Annotated in this window: 16 protein-coding genes; 12 read left to right on the top strand and 4 right to left on the bottom strand. The window is 66.7% G+C overall.

Annotated features, from left to right (window positions below; genetic code table 11):
• The first annotated feature begins 51 nt into the window (after positions 1-51).
• The 7 genes from JQX08_RS06355 (at position 52) to JQX08_RS06325 (ending at position 7,511) form a co-directional block, all read left to right on the top strand.
• The gene (locus JQX08_RS06355; RefSeq protein ID WP_204915446.1) at positions 52-1,587 is read left to right on the top strand and encodes a hypothetical protein; all 1,536 of its coding nucleotides are present in this window, start codon (positions 52-54) and stop codon (positions 1,585-1,587) included.
• Positions 1,588-2,136, top strand: a complete 549-nt coding sequence (locus JQX08_RS06350; protein WP_204915445.1) for a TetR family transcriptional regulator — start codon at positions 1,588-1,590, stop codon at positions 2,134-2,136.
• 67 nt (positions 2,137-2,203) lie between these two features.
• On the top strand, positions 2,204-2,761 hold the full coding sequence (locus JQX08_RS06345) for a hypothetical protein (RefSeq protein ID WP_204915444.1): 558 nt from the start codon (positions 2,204-2,206) through the stop codon (positions 2,759-2,761).
• A 175-nt stretch (positions 2,762-2,936) separates the two neighbouring features.
• Positions 2,937-4,613, top strand: a complete 1,677-nt coding sequence (locus JQX08_RS06340) for a DUF3300 domain-containing protein (protein WP_204915443.1) — start codon at positions 2,937-2,939, stop codon at positions 4,611-4,613.
• 13 nt (positions 4,614-4,626) lie between these two features.
• The gene (locus JQX08_RS06335; protein WP_204915442.1) at positions 4,627-5,532 is read left to right on the top strand and encodes a DUF2950 domain-containing protein; all 906 of its coding nucleotides are present in this window, start codon (positions 4,627-4,629) and stop codon (positions 5,530-5,532) included.
• 87 nt (positions 5,533-5,619) lie between these two features.
• Positions 5,620-5,961 (top strand): hypothetical protein, encoded by a 342-nt coding sequence (locus JQX08_RS06330; protein ID WP_204915441.1) that lies wholly within the window; start codon positions 5,620-5,622, stop codon positions 5,959-5,961.
• Positions 5,962-6,053: 92 nt separating this feature from the next.
• Positions 6,054-7,511, top strand: coding sequence for a sensor histidine kinase (locus JQX08_RS06325; protein ID WP_204915440.1), 1,458 nt, complete (start codon positions 6,054-6,056; stop codon positions 7,509-7,511).
• A 24-nt stretch (positions 7,512-7,535) separates the two neighbouring features.
• Here the strand turns inward: JQX08_RS06325 and JQX08_RS06320 are convergent, their stop codons facing one another.
• The 4 genes from JQX08_RS06320 to JQX08_RS06305 form a co-directional block, all read right to left on the bottom strand.
• Positions 7,536-8,207, bottom strand: coding sequence for a TIGR04211 family SH3 domain-containing protein (locus JQX08_RS06320; protein WP_204915439.1), 672 nt, complete (start codon positions 8,205-8,207; stop codon positions 7,536-7,538).
• Positions 8,208-8,467: 260 nt separating this feature from the next.
• On the bottom strand, positions 8,468-9,286 hold the full coding sequence (gene ppk2 / locus JQX08_RS06315; protein WP_204915438.1) for a polyphosphate kinase 2: 819 nt from the start codon (positions 9,284-9,286) through the stop codon (positions 8,468-8,470).
• Positions 9,287-9,399: 113 nt separating this feature from the next.
• A complete protein-coding gene (locus JQX08_RS06310; protein WP_204915437.1) occupies positions 9,400-9,804 on the bottom strand; it encodes a DUF1801 domain-containing protein in 405 nt (134 codons plus the stop codon).
• 116 nt (positions 9,805-9,920) lie between these two features.
• On the bottom strand, positions 9,921-10,583 hold the full coding sequence (locus tag JQX08_RS06305) for a VIT1/CCC1 transporter family protein (RefSeq protein ID WP_204915436.1): 663 nt from the start codon (positions 10,581-10,583) through the stop codon (positions 9,921-9,923).
• A 173-nt stretch (positions 10,584-10,756) separates the two neighbouring features.
• Here JQX08_RS06305 and JQX08_RS06300 point away from each other — a divergent pair, with 173 nt between their 5' ends.
• From JQX08_RS06300 to JQX08_RS06280, 5 genes are all read left to right on the top strand, one after another.
• Positions 10,757-11,908: a response regulator gene (locus tag JQX08_RS06300; RefSeq protein WP_204915435.1), complete on the top strand. Its 1,152-nt coding sequence runs from the start codon at positions 10,757-10,759 to the stop codon at positions 11,906-11,908.
• 66 nt (positions 11,909-11,974) lie between these two features.
• On the top strand, positions 11,975-16,348 hold the full coding sequence (locus JQX08_RS06295) for a response regulator (protein ID WP_204915434.1): 4,374 nt from the start codon (positions 11,975-11,977) through the stop codon (positions 16,346-16,348).
• A gap of 92 nt (positions 16,349-16,440) precedes the next feature.
• Complete coding sequence (gene cax / locus JQX08_RS06290; protein ID WP_204915433.1) at positions 16,441-17,514, top strand: calcium/proton exchanger; 1,074 nt, start codon at positions 16,441-16,443, stop codon at positions 17,512-17,514.
• A 27-nt stretch (positions 17,515-17,541) separates the two neighbouring features.
• Entirely contained in the window at positions 17,542-19,308 is a 1,767-nt protein-coding gene (locus tag JQX08_RS06285) for a SulP family inorganic anion transporter (RefSeq protein ID WP_204915432.1), read from the top strand.
• A gap of 494 nt (positions 19,309-19,802) precedes the next feature.
• Positions 19,803-21,656, top strand: a complete 1,854-nt coding sequence (locus JQX08_RS06280; protein WP_204915431.1) for a DUF1302 domain-containing protein — start codon at positions 19,803-19,805, stop codon at positions 21,654-21,656.

The following is a 21,656-nucleotide window of genomic DNA, read 5'->3' as shown; positions in this document are numbered from 1 at the left end:
GCCGAGCGGTTTTTATAGCGGCACTCGAACAACCACCCAAGGACGACCGCCATGCGCCACCTGTTGCTGCTGCTCCTGCTCGCGTTGCTCAGCGCCTGCAGCGAACCGCCCGAGCCGACCCCGCTGGCCAGCGCCGGCGCAGCGCCGCTACTGCTCGGCCAACCGGCGACCGCGACGCCACTGCCCGGCCGCCTGCCGCGGAACCCGCACCTGGCCGCCAACGGCAACGGCTACATGCACGGCGACGGCTACAGCTCGGACAGCCATCCCGGCCCCGGCCCGCTCGGTCGCGCGATGCAGGTCGCCAGCCGCGACGGCAGCCGCAAGCCGGGCGGCATGTGCCCGATCCACACCTTCGATCGCGGTGGGCGCTTGGTGGTGCTGTGCGCCAACCTGCTGCAGTTCGAACTGCAGCTGCTCGAACCGCGCAGCCTCAAACTGCTGGCGCGCTACCCGCTGCCGGCACGGCCGTCGACCTTCCATGCGCTGATCACCCTCGACCCGGACAAGATCATGTCCGACTCGTCGGGCGCCTACTTCTACCTCGACAACCAGGACCGCGTGGTGATCGCCAACGCCGAGCAGCGCATCCAGCGCATCGCCCACCGCCAGGACGCCGAGGGCCAGTGGCGCTTCGAGCAGGTCGACGCCTGGGACCTCAGCACGCAGGTGCCGCACGACTGCGTGCGACCGAGCGCCTGGTTCCCCAGCGGCGAGTGCGACCCGATCACCGGGGTGATGCCCGACGAGGGTGGACTGATCTGGTGGTGGACCCGACGCGGCCGGCTCGGCACGCTGAACCCACAGGACGGCGCGGTGCACGGCACGCAGCTGGCCGGCGAGGAGATCCAGAACGGCGTGGCACTGGACGCCGCCGGCCTGTACCTGGTCTCCGACCATGCTATGTACCTGTTCGCCCTGGACGCCGCCGGTCAGCCGCAACAGGCCTGGCGCGAGGTCTACGACCGCGGCAGCGCGCGCAAGTCCGGCTCGCTCAGCCAGGGCAGCGGCACCACGCCGACGCTGCTCGGCGAGCGCTACGTGGCGATCACCGACAACGCCGATCGGCGCATCAACCTGCTGGTCTACCGCCGCGAACCGGGCTTCGCCGGCCAGCGCCTGATCTGCCAGTTGCCGCTGTTCGCCAACGACGCCTCGGCCACCGACAACTCGCTGATCGGCTGGGGCCGTTCGCTGATCGCCGAGAACAACCACGGCTACAGCAGCGCCTTTGCGCAGGAAGACTGGGGCGCGGTGAGCGGCGGGATCAGCCGCGTCGACTTGCGCGCCGACGAATCGGGCTGCGATCTGGTCTGGCATTCGCCGGAGCGCTCGCCGTCGGCGGTGCCCAAGCTCTCGGTGCAAAGCGGCCTGGCCTACTTCTACAGCTTCGAGCCGCAGGCCAATGGCGAGAACGCCTGGTACCTCACCGCGCTGGACTTCGCCAGCGGCGCGACACGCTTCAAGGCGCTCGCCGGGGTCGGTCAGGCGTTCGACAACAACTGGTCGCCGATCACCCTGGCGCCGGACGGCACCGCCTACGTCGGCACCTTCGGCGGCCTGGTGGCACTCTGGGACGCCGACTGAATGGCTCGCCCGCGAGTCCGCCAACGGCTGCTCGAAGCCGCCGCCGCGCTGCTCGCCGAACAGGGTGTCGGCGTGCTGACCACCCGTGCGGTGGCGCGGCGCGCGGCGGTCACCGAGGCCAGTCTGTTCAACAACTTCGGCGACAAGGCCGGGCTGCTGCGCGCGCTGCTGCTGGAGACCGGCGACGAGCACCCGGCGCTGCTCACCGCCCTCGCCGCCCCGGCCGAGCCGTTCGAAGCCTGGCTGGCCAGGCTGTTCGTCCACGCCCGCGCCTGGTTCCGCCGCGTGCTGCCGCTGGCCGGCGCGAGCCTCGCCAGCGCGCCGCCACGCCATGCCGATCCGCAGGGCCAGGCCAGCTACGCCGCGCACCGCGCGCTCAGCCAGCGCCTCGCCGAGTTGCAGCAACCCGACCCGGAGACGCTCGCCCTGCTGCTGCTCGGCGCCGCCATGCACACCACGCTCAGCGAGCTGACCCAGGGTGACCGCGCGTTGGCGGTCGACGAGCAGGCGCTGGCCCGGCGCGTGGCGCGCAGCCTGGCCAGGCGCTAGCGCGGCGCGCAGAGCGCCGCGGGCGCAGCTACCTTTTCCTCCAGGCCGGCGCGGAGGGCTACACCCCATGGGCTTCTACAGCGTGATCAGCGGCATCCTGTTTCTCGGCGCCTGCCAGGCTTTCCTGGTCGGCCTCGGCACGCCGCTGATGTGGCCGGCCGCGGTGCTGGTGATCACCGTGCTCAACGAGACGGTGGTGACCTCCGAGCTGGTCGAGCGCAAGACCCAGCCGGTCGATTACCGCATCGACATGAAGCTGCTCGACATGCTCACCTTCAGCCTGCTGACCTGGGCACTGTTGGTGCTCAACCCGACGATCAACGCGATGAACGTCGACGTCAGCGCCAGCCTGCCGGGGGTGGGCAAGCCACGCTATTTCTGGGCGCTGCTGTTGGTCTACTGGGGGCTGACCCTGGTGTGGAACATCCGCGCCGGGCAGTTCGACAAGTCGCTGTGGAAGACCTGGTTCCTCGGCTGGATGGGCGCGATGTGGCTGCCGCCGCTGCTGGCGTTGTTCATCCACTGGCGCGCCACCGATTTCCTCCACGCCACGCCCGCGCCCAGCCTGCTGATGCTGGCCGCGGTGGGCAGCTACCTGCTGAGCAAGATCTGGGCGGCGCGCTAGCCGGCGCGACCGCCGAGCAAATTGCGCTCGGCTTCGCCGCAATTCTTCTACGCTGAGACTGCCAGCCCGTGCGGTGTGAACCGCCTGGGCCAAGGTTTACCGAGTGCCCGGGCGCGCCCGCAGCGGCCATGGCGCATCTGAACCGTTCCGCTTTTTCCGCCAAAGGAGAAGCGTCATGTTTGCCTGTCGCTATCGCGCAGTCCTGTTCGCCATGTTGGCGCTGGCAGGCTGCAACAAGGAAGACCCACCGCCACCACCGGCCTCGGCCACCCCGGCCGCACCGCCGGCCAGCGCCGCTCCGGCAGCACCCCCGGCGCCCGCCACGCCCGCGCCACCCGCCGCGCCGCAGCGCGATGCGGTGTTCAGCGTCGAGGAGCTGGACCAGATGCTCGCCCCCCTGGCGCTCTACCCCGACTCGCTGCTCGCCCAGGTGCTGATGGCGACCACCTACCCCGGCAACGTCGCCGACGCGGTGGCCTGGTCCAAGGCGCACCCGGATGCCAATGGCGATGCCGCGGTGAAGCAGGTGGCCGACCAGCCCTGGGACCCGAGCGTGCAGTCGCTGGTGGCCTTCCCGCAGGTGCTGGCCACCCTCGGCCAGGACCCGGCCTGGGTGCAACGGGTCGGCGATGCCTTCCTCGCCCAGCCCGACGCGGTGATGGACTCGGTGCAGCGCCTGCGCCGCAAGGCCCAGGCCGCCGGCAACCTGGAGTCCAACCAGCAGCAGAAGGTCAGCGTCAAACCGGCCGCCGCGCCGGCGCCCGAGCCCGCCCCGGCGCCGCAGGGTGGCACCACCACCGTGGTGCAGCAGGCCGCGCCGGCGCAGACCATCGTCATCGAGCCGACCAACCCGCAGGTCGTCTACGTGCCCAGCTACAACCCGACCGTGGTGTACGGCACCTGGTCCTACCCGTCCTACCCGCCACCCTACTACCCGCCACCGCCGGCTTACCCGGTGGCCACCGCGCTGGCCGGCGGCCTGGCGTTCGGCGCCGGGATCGCCATCGCCAACTCGCTGTGGGGTGACTGCGACTGGAACAATCATGACGTCGACATCAACGTCAATCGCTACAACAACCTCAACGTCAACCGCCAGCTCAACGCCAATCAGCGCAACTGGAACCACAACCCGGTGTACCGCAACGGCGTGCCGTATCGCGATCAGGTCAGTCGTCAGCAGTTCGACCGACGCCTGCCCGGCAGCGAGCAGCGTAATGCCTTCCGTGGCGACGACCCGGCGCGCGCCGCCGAACGTGCGCGGGCGCGTGACAGCCTGACCCAGCGCGGCATCGCGGCGCCGGCCACCACCAACCGTGAAGCGCGGGATCGGGTGCAGAGCGCCGATCGTGAACGCGCCCGCGAGAACCTCCAGCAACGTGGTCTGGACGGCAGCGGCGCGCGTGACCGGGTGCAGAACGCCGACCGCGAGCGCGCCCGTGAGAACCTCCAGCAGCGTGGTCTGGATGGCGGCGGCGCGCGTGATCGGGTGCAGAGCGCCGATCGCGACCGCGCCCGGCAGACCCTCGAGCAGCGCACCGGCGAGCGCCCGGCGGCCAACAATCAGCAGGCGCGCCAGCGCGCCCAGAACGCCGCGCAGCAACGCCAGCAGGCGCCGCGCAATCAGCAGGCACGCCAACAGGTACGCCAGCAGCACGCCAGCACCCAGGGCGCGCGCAACAACGCCTTCGCCGGTGCGCGCAACCCGTCGCATACCCAGCTCGCGGCCAATCGCGGCCAAGTCAGTCGCCAGGCCGCCAGCCGGCCGCAGGCATCCCGCGCCGCCGCCAGCCGCCCCGTGCAACGCCCCGCGCACGCACCGCGCGGTGGTGGTGGCGGTGGTCGTCGGCGCTAACAGGAGACTCACCATGCAGATCGCTTTCCGTATGCTCGCTGCCGCGCTACTGCTGTTGGGTCTGGCCCAGGGCGCGCAGGCCCAGCAGGCCTTCGCCACCCCGGAGGCAGCCGCCGAGGCGTTTGTCGCTGCGCTCGGCAGTGAGAAGGCTGACGAAGCGGCGCTGGGCAAACTGCTCGGCACCGACTGGCGCAGTTACATCCCCACCGAAGGGGTCGAGCGCAAGGACGTCGACGCCTTCCTCGCCCTGTATAAGGAAAAACACAGCATCCAGACCGACCAGTCGGGGCGTGCGCACCTCGTGGCGGGCAACACGCCGTGGACCCTGCCGCTGCCGCTGGTCAAGGGCAAGCAGGGCTGGGCCTTCGACGCCAAGGCCGGCGGCGAGGAGATCCGCATCCGGCGCATCGGCCGCAACGAACTGGCCGCCGTCGAAGCGGTGCGCGCCTACCACGATGCGCAGATGGATTACGCCGAGGTCGACCGCAACGGCGATGGCGTCCTCGAGTACGCGCAGAAGTTCGTCAGCAGCGACGGTCAGTACGACGGTCTCTACTGGGCGGAGGAACCCGGCATCGAGGAAAGCCCGCTCGGCCCGCTGTTCGGCGATGCCCTGCCGGGTGATGACTGGCACGGCTACCACTACCGCATCCTCACCGCCCAGGGCCCCTCGGCGCCGGGCGGCGCCTACGACTACAAGATCGGCGAGCACATGAGCCGCGGGTTCGCGCTGATCGCCTGGCCGGCCAAGTACGGCGATAGCGGGGTGATGAGCTTCATGATCAGCCACGACGGCGAGGTGTTCCAGAAGGACCTCGGGCCGAACAGCAGCAAGCTGGCCGCGGCAATCAAGAGCTTCGATCCCGACAGCAGCTGGGAAGAAGTGCCGGACGACGACTCGGAGCCGGCCGCGCAGTGATTGCGGCTGGTGAGGTCCGGGCGCCGAGGCTGTTCTCGGCGCCAAGCGCGCCTGCATCGCGTTGTTGAGCTGACTGGACTGACCAACATGTCCCGCTACCTGCGCTTCTGCCTGATCAGCCTGCTCTGCCTGGCACTGCCGCTGACCGGCCTGGCGGGCGCGACGGCGGCTGCCCAGCCCTGCGCACCGCGGGTCGATGCCCCCACCGTGACGGCCGAGGCCGCGCATGACTGCTGCCTGGACCTGAGCTGCCTGTGTCGCGACGGCAAATCCTGCCCCGGCGGCAGCGACTGCAAGACCAGCAGCGCGGTGCTGGTGGCGTTCAGCAAGCCACCGATCATGCTGTTCAGCCCGATCACCCACACCGCCGTCAGCGGCAGCCTGCTGATCCCCGCCCCTTCGGGGCGCTGGCGACCACCCCGCACCTGACTCCCGCCCCGTATCACCGGCAGCCCTGCGCGGCGCCGGCGAGCCTGTCCGCGTCCTCTGCAACGCTCTTACCTCGGGAAAGGAGTCCACCTATGTACGCCATGTCCGCTTGGGCCCGCTACCTGCCCTGGCAGGAAGCCAGCCCGCCGGCGCCGGTCGAGCCGTTCAACTTGCTGCGTTGGTTCTCGCTGCTGAGCTTCTTCATCATCGGCCTGGTGGCCCTGGCGCTGGGCGCAGTCTCCACCCGCTTCCTGGTCAACGAGAGTCTCGAGCGCGACGCGATGCTCTCCGCGCAGTTCATCCAGACCCTGGCGCTCGGCGAAATTCGCCACCACGGTCTGAGTGGCATGGAAATCGGCGATGTGCTGCTGCCCTACCAGTACGGCATGCTCACCGCCGGCACCACGCGCAAGCGCGAGCGGGCCCGCTCGGAATTCCTCGATCACCTCTCGCACTTGCCCGACTCGCTGCTCGCGACCATCTACTCGCCGCAGCGGCGGGTCATCTGGTCCACCAATCCGGCCCTGATCGGCCAGCAGGTCGACGACGACAAGGCATTGGAAGCGGCGTTCATGGCCAAGGACCATGTCGCGGCGCGCTACAGCGAGGTGGAGCCGGGGCGCGTCGAGCAGAAGTTCCTGCGCGCGCCGAAGATGTTCTTCATCGAAAACTACATCCCGCTGCTCGACGACGAGGGCAACGTCCTGGCGATGGTGGAAATCTACAAGGAGCCGCTGGACCTGATCGAACGGGTCAACCGCGGCTACCAGCTGATCTGGCTGGCCACCGCGCTCGGCGGCCTGCTGATCTACTTCGGCCTCTACGGGCTGGTCCGCCGGGCCGCGCGACTGCTGACCTCGCAACAGAATCAACTGGTGGCCAACAAGACCTACACCGGGCTCGGCGAGATGTCTTCGGCGGTCGCCCACAGCCTGCGCAACCCGCTGGCGTCGATCCGTTCCAGCGCCGAGCTGGCGCAGATCATGGACGGCGCGGCGCTGCAGAAATGCCTGGCCGACATCATCACCCAGGTCGATCGCATGTCCACCTGGGTGCGAGCGCTGCTGCAGTGCCTGCGTCCGCTGGAAGGCGACGCGCAGCCGGTCGAGGCGATGGCACTGGTGCGCAGCACGCTCGGCGAGTTCGACCAGCAGCTCAAGCAGGCCAACATCCAGGTCGAACTCAGCGAGGCGCCGGTACCAGCGGTGCTCAGCCACCCGCTGCTGCTCGCCCAGGTGCTCAACAGCGTGATCGCCAACGCCATCGAGGCGATGAGCGGCGGCGGCCGCCTGAGTATCCAGGCGCTGCCGGACGCCGGCGGAGAATGGCTGCAGCTGCGCATCGACGACACCGGTCAGGGCATGAGCCGGCAGCAGGCGATGATGGCCTTCAAGTCGTTCTACACCACCAAGCAAGGCGGCCTGGGCATCGGTCTGATCATGGTGCGGCAGATCATGGAGCGCTTCGGCGGCGAAGTCAGCCTGACCAGCCGCGAGCAGGAAGGCACCCGGGTTTGCCTGCGCTTCCGCGTCGCCGGCGCGCGGCGCTGAGGCCCGCAGTGCCCTTGCAGCGACTCAGAACCACTGGTCGTTGCGCTTGCGCCGCACACGCAGCAGCGCCGGCAGGATCAGCCCGGCGAACAGCCCGGCACCGGCAATGCTGCCGCCGTAGACCATGTAGCGCATCAGCACCTGCTTGTTCTCGTCACCGAGCTGCGCCTGCACTTCGCGCAGTTCGGCGCGTGCCTGGCTGAGCTCGCTGTCCAGCGCGCCGCGCGCCGCCTGCAGCTCGTCGATCAGGGTCTTTCGCGCATCGAGGGTTTCCTGCATGCCCTGCACGCGGGTCTTCCAGCTGTCGTTGATGCCGTCCAGCTCGGCGCTCAGTTCGGCGACCTTCTGTTCCAGCTGCGGCAGGCGTTCGGTCTGGCCCGGCACGGCCTGCAGGTCGCGGCTGGGAATCCACACGGCATTGCCGTTCTCCGCGCGCACCTGGCTGTAATCCTCCTGGGTGCGCAGCAACTCGACCTTCTGCCCGGAACTCAGGGTGCCGACGATCCGGTAGCCGTCGGTCGGCCCGCTGCGCACATAGGTATTCAGGCTGTCGCTCACCCAGCGCGCGTTGCTGGCGGGCTCCTCGGCCTGTGCCAAAGCAGCGCTGGCCAGCAGGCCGCCGAGCAGGCAACTGGCGGCGAGAACACGAGACGAAAGCGGGAAGGCACAGGCGCGGAACTGACGGGATAGGGGCATGGGGGCAATCTTCACATGGCGGTCTAACGAAACCCCGGCGAACGGGCGCGATAACAATCGCCGGCCACGCGAAGTGCTACAGACAGGACGCGAGCGGGTGGAACAGGGGGAAAGCGCAGCCGCCGGGTGGCGAATAGCCATGCAAATCCACCCGGTGGGCCGACAGCAGAAAGACCGCTAACGAAGCGGCAGAGTTCATTCCCGGGCCATTCAATGGACCAGCGGTAACTGGCACAGTGGCCACGCCGCCGCAGCGCGGCTCAGAAGCGTTCCTTGACCAGCTTGAACGGATAGGCGACCGGCTTGTACTTGCCGATGCGACCGCGCTTGGGCAACTCCACCGCCTTGCCGCGGGTGAGGTCCTTGTAGGGAACCTGCTCCAAAAAATGACTGATGATGTTCAGGCGCACACGGCGTTTGTCTTCCGAGTGCGCCATGTACCAGGGCGCCCAGGAGGAATCCGAAGCGGCGAACATCTCGTCGCGAGCGCGGGTGTACTCGTCCCAGCGCGAATAGGACTTCAGGTCCATCGGCGACAGCTTCCACAGCTTGCGGCCGTCGTTGATGCGGTCCTGCAGGCGACGGGTCTGCTCCTCGGCGCTCACCTCCAGCCAGTACTTGATGAGGATGATCCCGGACTGGGTCATCATCTTTTCGAACAGAGGCACCACCGTCAGGAACTTGCGCGCTTGCTCGACAGTACAGAAGCCCATGACCCGCTCGACGCCGGCGCGGTTGTACCAACTGCGGTCGAAGATCACCACCTCGCCGGCCGCCGGCAAATGGCGGAGATAGCGCTGGGCATACATCTGCGTCTTCTCCCGCTCGGTCGGTGCCGGCAGCGCCACGACGCGGAACACCCGCGGGCTGACGCGCTCGGTCAGCGCCTTGATGGTCCCGCCCTTGCCGGCGCCATCGCGGCCCTCGAACAGCACGCAGACCTTCAGGCCTTTCTCCACCACCCACTGCTGCAGCTTGACCAGCTCCACATGCAGCCGTTTGAGCTCCTTCTCGTAGGCTTTGCGGTCGAGTTTTTCCACTGCTGCCTGCTTGTCACGCTTCTTGGCTGCCTTGGCCATGGCCGTGCTCCTCTGGAGGGTGTTCGAGCGCCGTTGCGAATGGGCAGGCGCCGCGTGCGTCGGGCAACCTGTCAGCCGAGTATGGTTGATCCCCTTCGACCTGCCAGCCGCACTCACTTGGCGGTATTGAGCGCCACCGCCGCCTGAATCAGTGCCTTGAATGCCTTCGCGTCGATCGACTCGCCTTCGTGCAGGTCAATGGCACGCCGCGTGTTGCCTTCCAGGCTGGCGTTGAACAGGCCGGTCGGATCGGCCAGGGCGGCGCCCTTGGCGAAGGTCAGCTTCACCGCGCTCTTGTAGGTCTCGCCGGTGCAGAGAATGCCGGCGTGCGACCACACCGGCACCCCGCGCCACTTCCATTCCTCGATCACCTCGGGGTCGGCCTGCTGGATCAGCGCGCGAATTCGCGCCAGCGTCGCGCCCCTCCAGTCGCCCAGCTCGTGAATGCGGGCGTCGATCAGTTGCGTGGCGGAGATAGCCTCTGCTGCTGCAGCCGAGGTGCCTTGGTCGGTCTTCATGCGGGTAGTCGTCCTGCTGCGTGGTCGTGGGTGCGACATTGGAGTATCGCCATCTTCCGGCTTCCTTCCAGCGCCCTCGATTGCCGGGCAACAAGGTCGCTGCGGGTGGCCGCGCTTCAGCCACCCAGAGCAATGATCGCGAGGATCAGCACAGTGCCCACCACGGCGGTCAAGGCGCCGCCCGCCCAGGCCGTGGCGCCGGAGTAACGCGCCAGTAGCCAGCCGGCGGCAAACAGCACCGCCACCGCCACCAGGTTGGACAGGCGAATCGCCAGCGCCGTCTCCTGTATGAGCAGAAAGGGAATGACCACCGGAAAGGTAGCCAGCACGACCAGCAAAAAAATGCCTAGCGCCGCCAGCACGTCATCCCCGCCCAATCGTGCATGCAGCGGTTCAGCGGAGTTGTCCAGCAGGCCCTGGCGCAGCTTTTCCAACCCTTCGGGGCCGGCCGCAGCCGCCATGCGCGCAGGGAGTGCATCGGCGATCAACGCCCGACCCTCCTCCGCGCTCGCGCCGGTCTGCAGGCGCCACAGCAGGTTGCGGTTGCGCGTGCGCTCGGTCCAGGTACGCAGCAGGTACATCACGGCGTCGGCGAGGCCCCAGGCCAGGTTGCAGCCGAACGCCGCGATCAGCATGGTTCGCGCTTCCTCTCGACCGGAGGTGGCCACACTCAACGCGCCGACGAAGGTCATCGCCATCAGCAGTCCGAAGATCACCTCGGTGACGCGATCGACGGGATCGAGAATCGGCTGTCGCGGTTGCTTGCTGGATAGGTCCATCGCACGCCTCGCTGAATCCGTTAATCGGTACTCCGCGCCGCGTGAGCGGCGCAGCTGCCGGCAGATTCGCCGGCAGCGGTCCTTAAGGATGGCTTAACTATACTGATCACGCGCGCCAGTTCAGGAGTACGGAGAGCCGCGGCAGGACACCGACCAGTTCAGGAGGATTGGCAATGATTCCGGCAAAGTTTGGCGAGAAACCCACCGTACTCATCGTGGATGACACCCCCGACAACCTGACCATTCTGGCCGACTTGCTGAAGATCCTTTATCGGGTCAAGGCTGCCCGCGACGGCGCCAAGGCGTTGCAGATCGCCGCCAGCGACGACAAGCCCGACCTGATTCTGCTCGACGTCATGATGCCCGGCATGTCCGGTTTCGAGGTGTGCCGGCAGCTCAAGGCGCAGCCGGAGACACGCGATATCCCGGTGATCTTCCTCACCACGCTGGGCGCCGCCGAGGATGAGCTGCGCGGTCTGGAACTCGGGGCGGTCGACTACATCACCAAACCGATCAACCCGCCCACGGTGCTGCTGCGGGTGGACAACCATCTGAAGCTCAAGGCCGCCAGCGACTTTCTGCGCGACCAGAATGGCTTTCTCGAACGCGAGGTGGCGCGTCGCACGCAGGAAGTGGTCGCCATCCAGGACGTGACCATTCAGGCGCTGGCATCCCTGGCAGAAACCCGTGACAACGAGACCGGCAACCACATCCGCCGCACCCAGTTCTACGTGCAGCTCCTTGCCGAACAGGTGAAGGAGCATCCGCGCTTTGCCGCCGAATTGGACTCGTACACCCGCAATCTGCTGTTCAAGTCCGCGCCGCTGCATGACATCGGCAAGATCGGGATTCCCGACAGCATCCTGCTCAAGCCCGGTCGGCTGACCGCGGAAGAGTTCGAGGTCATGAAGACCCACACCACGTTGGGACGCGACGCCTTGCAGCGCGCGGAAGATGGCCTCGGCATCGAGGTGCCCTTTCTGCGCCTCGCCAAGGAGATTGCCTACTCCCACCAGGAGAAGTGGGACGGCAGCGGTTACCCGGAGGGAAAAGCGGGCGAGGACATTCCCCTGTCGGCACGCCTGATGGCGGTGGCCGACGTGTACGACGCGCTGACCAGCCAGCGCGTCTACAAGCCGGGCATGCCACACGAGGATGCCGTGGCGCTCATCAGCGAACAGCGCGGCCGCCATTTCGACCCCGATCTCGTCGATGCCTTCCTGGCTATCCAGGAGGAGTTCGCGGCCATTGCCCGACGCTACACCGATGCCGCCCCGCCGCCCCTGCAACCGGAGAGTGCCCGCGCGCAGAACGCCTCGGCATGAAGCCGCGTCCATGAGTCCGCTGGCCATTTCTTGCCCTCCCAGCCTTCCTCAGGCAGACGAACCGCGATGAAGTCACCGCTTGAAGTGCTGCAGCGCCTGGCGCTGCGTCTGAAGCTGCTGCTCGGCTTCGCTGGCGTGCTGTTGCTGGCCCTGTTTCTCGGTCTGTACAGCCTCCGCGTGCAGTACCTGCAGAACCAGCAGCTCCACCAGATCTACTCCCAAGACCTGGTCGGTCTGGCGCACATTGACTCCGCGCGCGTAGCCCTGGCGCAGATGGGCGTGCAGTTGCGCCAGTCGGTCCTGGCCAGCGACGCCACCGAGCAGGCCGCGGCTCTACGGCAACTGCAGGAGTCCAGCCAGTTGCTGCGCAGCGAGATCGACCTGGCCCGCCCGCTGGTGTTCCGCGACGTCAATCAACAGAACCTGACCCGTTTCGAGATCGCCTTCGCCGGGTACCAGCAGCAAGTCGACGAAGTGCTGCAGCTGCAGACCCCAGGTCCCACCAGAAGCCCGCAAAGCGCGCAGCTCGCCGCCAGTGCGAAGATCGACTCGCCGCTGTTCCAGCGCGCCGGCGCGACGGCCAGTGAAGCGCTCGCACAGATGGCCAAGGCCAAGCGCGAGGGTGCCGACATTGGCTCGGCGCAAGCGGCGCGCAGGCTGGACCGCAGCGTACAGCTGACCATTTGGCTGCTGGTGATCGGCATGCCAGTCGGGATCGTCTTTGGCTACCTGATCAGCCTGTCGATCCGCCGGCCCGCCGAGGGACTACGCCAGGCACTGGAGGCGCTGAGCAGCGGAAAGCTGGACATCGTGGTGCCCTACCAGAACTACCCCAACGAAATCGGCGAACTCTCGCGGGCCCTGGTTTCACTGCAGTCCGAAGCCCAGCAGATGGCCGCCCAGCGCTGGCTAAAGACCCACGTGGCCGCTATCAGCGGCGACCTTCACTCGGCCCGCGGCTTCGCCGAGCTGGGTGACAGCTTCCTGTCCGCCGTTGCGCCGCTATTGGGCATCGGCAGTGCCACTGCCTATGGCTACGAGGAGAGCCAGGGACGTCTGACGCTGTTGAGCCAGTACGCCGCCGCCCCGCTGACCGCGCCGCAGCGTCACATCCGCCTGGGCGAAGGTCTGGTGGGGCAGTGCGCCACTGATCGGCGGGCGATCAGCCTGGATCAGTTGCCGGCCGACTACCTGCACATCACCTCCAGCCTGGGCGACGCCGCGCCACGCGCGGTGACCGCCCTGCCCTTGCTGCGCGGCGAGCGGCTGCTTGGGGTTATCGAGCTCGCCAGCTTCCGGCCCCTGACCGCCAGCCAGCAGAGCCTGCTCGACGAGCTGCTGCCGCTGCTGGCAATGAACGTGGAAATACTCGAGCGCACCGTGCATACCCACCAACTGCTCGACGAGACCCGCGCGCAGGCCGCGCAGATGGAGGCGCAGCAGCAGGTCATCCAGACCACCAAGGCCTGGTACCGGAGCATCATCGAGTCGGCTCCCGACGGCATGATGGTGGTGGACTCCAGCGGTACCATCATCCTCGCCAACCCCAAACTGGAGACGCTGTTCGGCTTCGGCAGCGGCGAGTTGATCGGCGTGCGCGTCGAGCAACTGGTCCCCGACCAGTCACGCATCCAGCACCAGACACTGCGCAGCCAGTACTTCGAGCAGGGCACCAGCCGGCAGATGGGCGGCAACGGCCTCGACCTGCAGGGCGTGCGCAAGGACGGTAGCCAGTTCTCCGTGGAAATCGGTCTGTCGCGTCTGCCGGAGCTGCAGGGCAAGGGCATCTGCGTGTGCGCCTCGGTCCGCGACATCAGCGAGCGCCGCGCGGTGGAGGCGGTCATCCAGGAAAGCGAAGAGCGCCTGCAGGACATCCTCGCGCGCAGCCCGGTGAGCGTCGCCTTCGCGACCCAGGGGCACATCCACTTTGCCAACCCGAAATTCGTCGAAACCTTCGGCTTGGGCGTCGGCGACCAGGTCCCGCAGCTGTACGTCAACCTGCTCGACCGAGAAGAGGTATGGATGCATCTGCAGGCCGGCGAACCGTTCTATGAGCGGGAAGTGCAGATGTATGACAGTCAGGGCCGCCCCCGCGAAATGCTCGCCACCTACATTCCGATGCACTACCACGGCGAGTTCGGCGCGCTCGGCTGGCTGGTCGACATCACCCAGCGCAAGGCCGCCGAGCGCACCATGCAGCGGGCCAAGGAGCTGGCCGAGGAAGCCACCCGGGCGAAGAGCCATTTCCTCGCCAACATGAGCCACGAAATCCGCACCCCGATGAATGTGATCATCGGCATGAGCGGCCTGGCGCTGAACACCGAGCTGGACCGCAAGCAGCGCAACTATGTGGAGAAGATCAACCGCTCCGCCGAGAACCTGCTGGGCATCATCAACGACATCCTCGACTTCTCGAAGATCGAGGCCGGGGCGATGGACATCGAAGCCATCGATTTCCGCCTCGAAGATGTGATGGAGCATTTCGCTAGCGTGGTGGGCTTCCGTGCCGAGGAGAAGCAGCTCGAGCTGCTGTTCCAGATCGACGGCGAGCTGCCGACCGCGCTGCTCGGCGACCCGCTGCGACTCGGTCAGGTCCTGCTCAACCTCGGTATCAATGCGGTCAAGTTCACCGATCACGGCGAAGTGGTGGTGGGCGTTGAGCAGGTGGACTCCGCCGAGCCCGACGTCGAGCTGCACTTCTGGGTCAAGGACACCGGCATCGGCATGACCGCGGAGCAGTGCGAGCGCATCTTCCAGTCGTTCATGCAGGCCGATGCCTCCACCTCGCGCAAATATGGCGGCACCGGCCTCGGCCTGGCGATTTCGCACAAGCTGGTGCAGCTGATGCACGGCAAAATCTGGGTCGAGAGCGAGCCCGGGCGCGGCTCCACCTTCCATTTCCACGCGCGCTTCGGGCGGGCGAAACAGGCGCAGCCGCGCCGCGCCTGGCGAGCCGCTGAGCTGCGGGACGTGCGCCTGCTGCTGGTCGATGACAACGCCTCGGCACGGGAGATTCTCGCCGCGATGACGCACAGCTTTGGGCTGCAGGTCGATGTGGCGCGCAGTGGCGAGGAGGCGCTGCACCTGCTGGGGGACGCCGAGCGGCAACAGCGGCCGTATCGACTGCTGCTGATCGACTGGAAGATGCCGGAAATGGACGGCATCGAGGCGCTGCGCAGGCTGCACGAGCACGCCTGCCAGCTGCCCGCCGTGATCATGGTCACCGCTTTCGGGCGTGAAGACGCCCTCGATGCGGCGCGTCTGCAGAACATCACGCTGGACGCCGTGCTGACCAAACCGGTGACGCCCTCCACCCTGCTGGAAGCGATCAATCAGGCGTTGGGCGCAACAATGCCCAGCGAGCCGCGCAGCCTCGAACGACATGGCCAGACCGAGGACGCCAAGTCGGCCATCGCCGGTAGCCGGATCCTGCTCGCCGAAGACAACCTCATGAACCAGGAACTGGCGGTAGAGCTGCTCAGCGATGCCGGCGTCGAGACGGTGGTGGTCGGCAACGGTCAGGAGGCACTGGACCTGCTGGCGGCCGATACGCGCTTCGACGGCATCCTGATGGACTGCCAGATGCCCCTGCTCGACGGTTACGACGCCACGCGGGCAATCCGCCTGCGGCCCGAACTGGCGGACATGCCGATCATCGCCATGACCGCCAACAACCTCGCCGGCGACCGCGAGCGCGCCCAGTCTGCCGGGATGAACGATCACATCGCCAAGCCGTTCAACCTGGACAGCATGTTCGCCACCCTGGCGCGCTGGATCAAACCGGCCAAGCGCCGCATCGTGGCGCCCGCCCCTGCCGCTAGCCACGCATCGACGCATCTGCCGGCATTGCCCGGCATCGACCAGCACAAAGGCCTGGCCATCTGCAGCGGTAAAGCGCCGCTCTATCATCGTTTGCTGCTGAAGTTTCGGCATGGCCAGCGCGACTTCGCCAGCCTGTTCGACGCCGCCCGGCACAGCGACGATCCGACCGCCGCGCAACGCGCCGCCCACAGCCTGCGCGGCGCCGCTGGCAACATCGGAGCAGGCGCCGTGGCCGCCGCCGCCGCGCGCCTGGAACACGCCTGCCGGCAGGCCGCCCCGGACGAACGCATCGACGCGGTGCTCGCCGAGGTGCTGGTCGACCTGGCCGAAGTCATTCAGGGGCTCGCCGCACTGGACAGCCCATCGCCGGCCATTGCGGCATCCGCCGCCGACGCGCCCAGCCAGTTGCCGGCCCTGCTCGACCGACTACGCCATTGCCTGGCGCAAAGCGATACCGTCGCGGAAGACATCATCTCGGAGATCCACGAGCAGTTTCGCGACCGGCCGGCACCGGGCGTCCTGCGCCACCTTGCGCAAGCCATCGAAGCCTTCGAGTTCGAGCGCGCCTTGCAGTTGTTGGAGCGCTGGCAAGCGGAAGGCCACGACGTCCGGCAATGACCGCTGGTTCTTAGACGCGCGGCCGATCACGGGCCATTCTTACCAAAGCCCCTGCTTATGCAGCACTTCGCAGCAGCGCGAGGAAGGTCTCGATGCTCACTTGGATGCTGGTCTTCGTCCCCGCCGCAATCGCCGTCGAGTTGCTCGCGGCGGAGCAACATCTACTGGTGTTTCTGGCCGCGGCGCTGGCCATCGTGCCGCTGGCCGGGTGGCTCGGACGGGCCACCGAACAGTTGGCGGAGCGCTCCGGAGAAGGTGTGGGCGGGCTGCTCAATGCCACGTTCGGCAATGCCACCGAGCTGATCATCGCCCTCAGCGCGATGCGCGCCGGCTTGCATGACGTGGTCAAGGCGTCCTTGGTTGGCTCGATCGTCGGCAACATCCTGCTGGTGCTCGGCGCGGCCATGCTCGCCGGCGGGCTGCGCCATCAGGAGCAGCAGTACAACGCCTCTGCAGCCCGCTCTCAGGCCACGCTGCTGACCCTGGCGACCATTGCCCTGATCCTCCCGGCCGCCTACAGCGCGGTGGTCGCATCCCGTGCGCCCGACGGTCTGCAGGCATTGAGCTTGTATATCTCGCTGCTGCTGTTGCTGGTGTACGGCCTGTTCCTGGTGTACTCGCTGGTGACCCACAAGAATCTATTTGCCGGCGACCCCAATGCCCCACATACGCCGCACGCAACGCCGCTCTGGTCAAAGGCCAAGGCGCTGCTGGTACTGGGCACAGCGACCGTGATGATCGCCTGGATCAGCGAGATCCTGGTTGGCGCTATCGAGCCCAGCGCGCACCAACTGGGCCTGAGCAATCTGTTCGTCGGGGTGTTCATCGTGGCGATTCTCGGCAATGCAGCCGAACACTCCTCGGCGATCTCGGCCGCCATGAAGAACCGCATGGACCTATCGTTGGCTATCGCCATCGGCTCCAGCGTGCAGGTAGCGCTGTTTGTCGCGCCGGTGTTGGTCCTGGCCAGCTACTTTGTCGGTGGCGTGCCCATGGACCTGGCCTTCTCCGGTGGCCTGGTGCTCAGCGTGCTGCTGGCGGTACTGATCACCGGCCAGGTCGCTGGCGATGGCCGCTCCGACTGGCTCAAGGGCGTACAGCTGCTCGCCGTGTACCTGATTTTGGGGCTTGCCTACTTCTTCACCCCGGATGTCTTGCCCTCCTGAACTTTCCTTCGCTCGCAGGCGCACTCGATGAACGTTCTCCCGCCGCCCCACCCTACCGAGCCTGGGCGTCTTTCACGCGCCGCCGGCCCCGCCGCGGTCGGCTGGCGGCGCTGGTTGCCGGGGCTACGAATGCTGCGTGAGTATCAGCCCGGCTGGCTACCCAAAGACCTGATGGCTGGGCTGGTGCTGACCACCATGCTGGTTCCGGTGGGCATCGCGTATGCCGAAGCGTCAGGTGTTCCGGGCATCTATGGCCTGTACGCCACCATCGTCCCGTTGCTGGCGTACGCCCTTTTCGGTCCCAGCCGTATCCTCGTGCTCGGCCCAGACTCAGCCCTGGCCGCGATCATCCTCGCCGTCGTGCTCCCGCTATCCGCTGGCGACCCGATGCGCGCCATCGCCCTGGCCAGCGCCATGGCGCTGGTCTCGGGGCTAGTCTGCATTGCTGCCGGCCTGGTGCGCCTGGGTTTCATCACCGAGCTACTGTCCAAACCCATTCGCTATGGCTACATGAACGGCATTGCCCTGACGGTGCTGATCAGCCAGACCCCCAAGCTGTTTGGTATTTCCATCGACAGCAGTGGGCCGCTGCGCGACGTCCTGAACCTCGGCCGAGCGCTGCTGGATGGCCAGGCCAACTGGGTGGCCTTCGGCGTGGGCGCCGGGACGCTGGCCCTGATCCTGCTGCTCAAGCACTTCGAGCGCGTCCCCGGCATTCTCATTGCCGTGGTGATGGCGACCCTGGTGGTGGGCAGCCTCGGTTTCGCCGGCAATCACGGCGTCAAGGTGCTCGGCGAGCTGCCGCAGGGGCTCCCGGCATTCGCGGTGCCCTGGTTGCAGCTGGCCGATCTGATGCCCGTGCTCGTCGGTGGCTTTGCCGTGGCCCTGGTGTCGTTCGCCGACACCAGCGTGCTGTCACGCATCTACGCTGCGAAGAACCAGGCGCATGTCGATCCCAATCAGGAGATGGTCGGCCTGGGCGTAGCGAATCTCGCGACGGGGTTGTTTCAGGGCTTTCCCATCAGCAGCAGCTCGTCACGCACCCCGGTGGCCGAGGCGGCCGGCTCCAGGACGCAGCTCACCGGGGTGTTCGGCGCGCTGGGCGTGTCGCTGTTGCTGCTGCTGGCGCCCAACCTGCTGCAGCATTTGCCCAACAGCGCCCTCGCCGCGGTGGTAATAGCCGCCGCCATTGGCCTGTTCGAGTTCACTGACCTGAAGCGCATCTACCGCATCCAGCAATGGGAGTTCTGGTTGTCGATGAGCTGTTTCGTCGGCGTAGCGGTACTCGGTGCGGTGCCGGGGATCGGGCTCGCGGTGGTAATCGCGGTAATCGAGTTTCTCTGGGACGGTTGGCGGCCGCATTACGCGGTACTCGGACGTGTCGACGGCATCCGCGGCTACCACGACATCTCGCGCTACCCCGACGCCCGCCGGGTACCCGGCCTGGTGCTGTTCCGCTGGGATGCTCCGTTGTTCTTCGCCAACGCCGAGCTGTTTCAGAACTGCGTACTGGAAGCCGTTAGGCAGTCACCGACGCCCGTACGCCGCATGGTGGTCGCCGCCGAGCCGGTCACCAGCGTGGACGTGACCTCGGCGGACATGCTCGTGGAATTGGAGCAGACCCTGAGGACCTCAGGCATCGAATTGCGCTTCGCCGAAATGAAAGACCCGGTCAAAGACAAACTCGAGCGGCTGGAGGTGCTGAAGCGCATCGGCGCCGACATCTTTTACCCGACACTCGGCGCCGCCGTGGATGCCTATCTGGAAGCGCATCAGATCGACTGGACGCCTTAGGCCCGGCTTGACGCCGCAGACTGGAGCCGTCGTTCCGCCACTGCCGCTTCGTCAGTTCCGCGCATAGCCGTCGACCTTGCTGCAGCCCCTCACCGCGGGCCAGACGCGCACCTCCCGCCAGCAAACTCAGCGCTTCGGCCGAAGCGCTCAGCCCCCCTCTCCGGCCCAACCGCGAACACGCGCCCCTCTTATACAGCTTCGCTGAAGCGATAACACAAAGCTCACCTCCAGGCTGCCCTGCGTCGATGCGCTCCCCTTCCAATCGACTATTGGAAATTTGGGTCAACACCTTATAAAGTCATGCCTTGGGTATATGCCTTAAATCAATTGCTGATGGCGGAGTATTCATAACACTTCTTGCGGCCTAAAAACCCCATTCTAGAGCGGTATTAATCCTTTTTAACCAAGACTGCGATTCCTCCTTTCACCAGCAAAATTGACTGTTTTCGCATGCTACTGTCACCGCTGCTTGACCCACATCCAAGGAGAGCCGTATGACAAAAACAACATGGCCCAAGGTGTTCCAGCGTCACGCCCTGGCTATCGCTGTCGCCACCGGGAGTGCCGCTCCGGCCTATGCCGTCAACTTCAATATTGGGGAGATCGAGGGGCAGTTCGATTCGTCGCTGTCGGTCGGCGCCAGCTGGTCCATGGCAGACCCGGACAACAAGCTGGTCGGCTCGGCCAACGTGGTGCCGGCCACCGGCAAGCGCGGCACCGGCTTCACCCAGACCAACGACGATGGCCGGCTGAACTTCAAGAAGGGCGAAACCTTCTCGAAGATCTTCAAGGGCATCCACGACCTCGAGCTGAAGTACGGCGACTTCGGCGTGTTCACCCGCGGCAAGTACTGGTACGACTTCGAACTGAAGGACGAAAGCCGGCTGTGGAAGGACATCGACGACCACGGCCGCAAGGAAGGCGCCAAATCGTCCGGCTTCCAGCTGCTGGATGCCTTCGCCTACTACAACTACACCGTTGCCGAGCAACCCGGCAGCGTGCGCCTGGGCAAGCAGGTGGTCAGCTGGGGTGAGAGCACTTTCATCGGCAACAGCATCAACTCGATCAACCCGATCGACGTCTCCGCTTTCCGCCGTCCCGGCGCGGAGATCAAGGAAGGCCTGATCCCGGTCAACATGTTCTACATGTCGCAGAGCCTGACCCAGGACCTCTCCGCCGAGGCCTTCTATCAGCTGGAGTGGGACCAGACCGTCATCGACAACTGCGGCACCTTCTTCTCCGGCACCGACGTGGCGGCCGATGGCTGCAACACCAACTACAACATCCTCGATGCCAACAGCATTGCCTTGTTGCGCGGCGCGCAGGCCAGCCCGCTGGGCGGTGTGCTGGCCGGGGTCACCGCCACGCCGGAAGGCCTGATGGTGCCGCGTGGCGGCGACCGCGATGCGCGCGACTCCGGTCAGTGGGGCCTGAGCCTGCGCTGGCTGGGCGACGACGTCGAATACGGCGCCTACGCGATGAACTATCACAGCCGCACGCCGATCGTCAGCGTGCAGAACGCCAACCGCGCCGGCATTCAGCAGGCCCTGGCGGCGGGCACCGCGTTTGGTGGCCTGACCACGGCGAATGGCAGCGCGGCGGCGCAGTTCGTGCTGCTCGGCCGCGGCAGCTACCTCCTCGAATACCCCGAGGACATCCGCCTCTACGGCCTGAGTTTCGCCACCACCCTGCCGACCGGCACCGCCTGGTCGGGTGAACTCAGCTACCGCCCGAACATGCCGCTGCAGACCAACACTTCCGACCTGACCCCGCGACTGGCAACCACCGTGGCTGGCGCACTGCCGACCGGCGGCGTGGCCGGCGCGCTGAATCAGGCCGGTCTCGTCTCGCATGGCTACAACCGCAAGGAAGTCACCCAGGCGCAGACCACCTTCACGCATTTCATCGATCAGGTCATGGGTGCGGAGCGCGTAACCCTGGTCGGCGAGGTGGGGGTGACCTATGTCGGTGGCATGACCGACGACGTCGGCAATCGCTATGGCCGCGATGCGGTGTTCGGCGTGCCGGAGAACGCCGCCGCGCAGCGCCAGTACGGCTCGCACGGCTTCTACACCTCGTCGTCCTGGGGCTACCGCGCGCGCGCCATCTGGGACTACACCGACGTGATCGCCGGGGTGAACCTCAAGCCCAACGTGGCCTGGTCGCACGACGTCGACGGCACCGGCCCGGTGTTCAACGAAGGCTCCAAAGCCGTCAGCGTCGGTCTGGATGCCGACTACTTGAACACCTACACCGCCAGCCTCAGTTACACCAACTTCTTTGATGGCGACTACAGCACCATCACTGACCGCGACTTCATCGCGCTCAGTTTCGGCGTGAATTTCTAA

The organism is Zestomonas insulae, from assembly GCF_016901015.1.
Lineage (GTDB): Bacteria > Pseudomonadota > Gammaproteobacteria > Pseudomonadales > Pseudomonadaceae > Aquipseudomonas > Aquipseudomonas insulae.
This window is presented reverse-complemented; position numbering and strand designations above follow the sequence as displayed.

Coding starts and splice junctions, on each gene's coding strand:
- JQX08_RS06355 (WP_204915446.1), top strand. CDS start 52: ATGCGCCACCTGTTGCTGCTGCTCCTGCTCGCGTTGCTCAGCGCCTGC.
- JQX08_RS06350 (WP_204915445.1), top strand. CDS start 1,588: ATGGCTCGCCCGCGAGTCCGCCAACGGCTGCTCGAAGCCGCCGCCGCG.
- JQX08_RS06345 (WP_204915444.1), top strand. CDS start 2,204: ATGGGCTTCTACAGCGTGATCAGCGGCATCCTGTTTCTCGGCGCCTGC.
- JQX08_RS06340 (WP_204915443.1), top strand. CDS start 2,937: ATGTTTGCCTGTCGCTATCGCGCAGTCCTGTTCGCCATGTTGGCGCTG.
- JQX08_RS06335 (WP_204915442.1), top strand. CDS start 4,627: ATGCAGATCGCTTTCCGTATGCTCGCTGCCGCGCTACTGCTGTTGGGT.
- JQX08_RS06330 (WP_204915441.1), top strand. CDS start 5,620: ATGTCCCGCTACCTGCGCTTCTGCCTGATCAGCCTGCTCTGCCTGGCA.
- JQX08_RS06325 (WP_204915440.1), top strand. CDS start 6,054: ATGTACGCCATGTCCGCTTGGGCCCGCTACCTGCCCTGGCAGGAAGCC.
- JQX08_RS06320 (WP_204915439.1), bottom strand. CDS start 8,207: ATGCCCCTATCCCGTCAGTTCCGCGCCTGTGCCTTCCCGCTTTCGTCT.
- ppk2 (WP_204915438.1), bottom strand. CDS start 9,286: ATGGCCAAGGCAGCCAAGAAGCGTGACAAGCAGGCAGCAGTGGAAAAA.
- JQX08_RS06310 (WP_204915437.1), bottom strand. CDS start 9,804: ATGAAGACCGACCAAGGCACCTCGGCTGCAGCAGCAGAGGCTATCTCC.
- JQX08_RS06305 (WP_204915436.1), bottom strand. CDS start 10,583: ATGGACCTATCCAGCAAGCAACCGCGACAGCCGATTCTCGATCCCGTC.
- JQX08_RS06300 (WP_204915435.1), top strand. CDS start 10,757: ATGATTCCGGCAAAGTTTGGCGAGAAACCCACCGTACTCATCGTGGAT.
- JQX08_RS06295 (WP_204915434.1), top strand. CDS start 11,975: ATGAAGTCACCGCTTGAAGTGCTGCAGCGCCTGGCGCTGCGTCTGAAG.
- cax (WP_204915433.1), top strand. CDS start 16,441: ATGCTCACTTGGATGCTGGTCTTCGTCCCCGCCGCAATCGCCGTCGAG.
- JQX08_RS06285 (WP_204915432.1), top strand. CDS start 17,542: ATGAACGTTCTCCCGCCGCCCCACCCTACCGAGCCTGGGCGTCTTTCA.
- JQX08_RS06280 (WP_204915431.1), top strand. CDS start 19,803: ATGACAAAAACAACATGGCCCAAGGTGTTCCAGCGTCACGCCCTGGCT.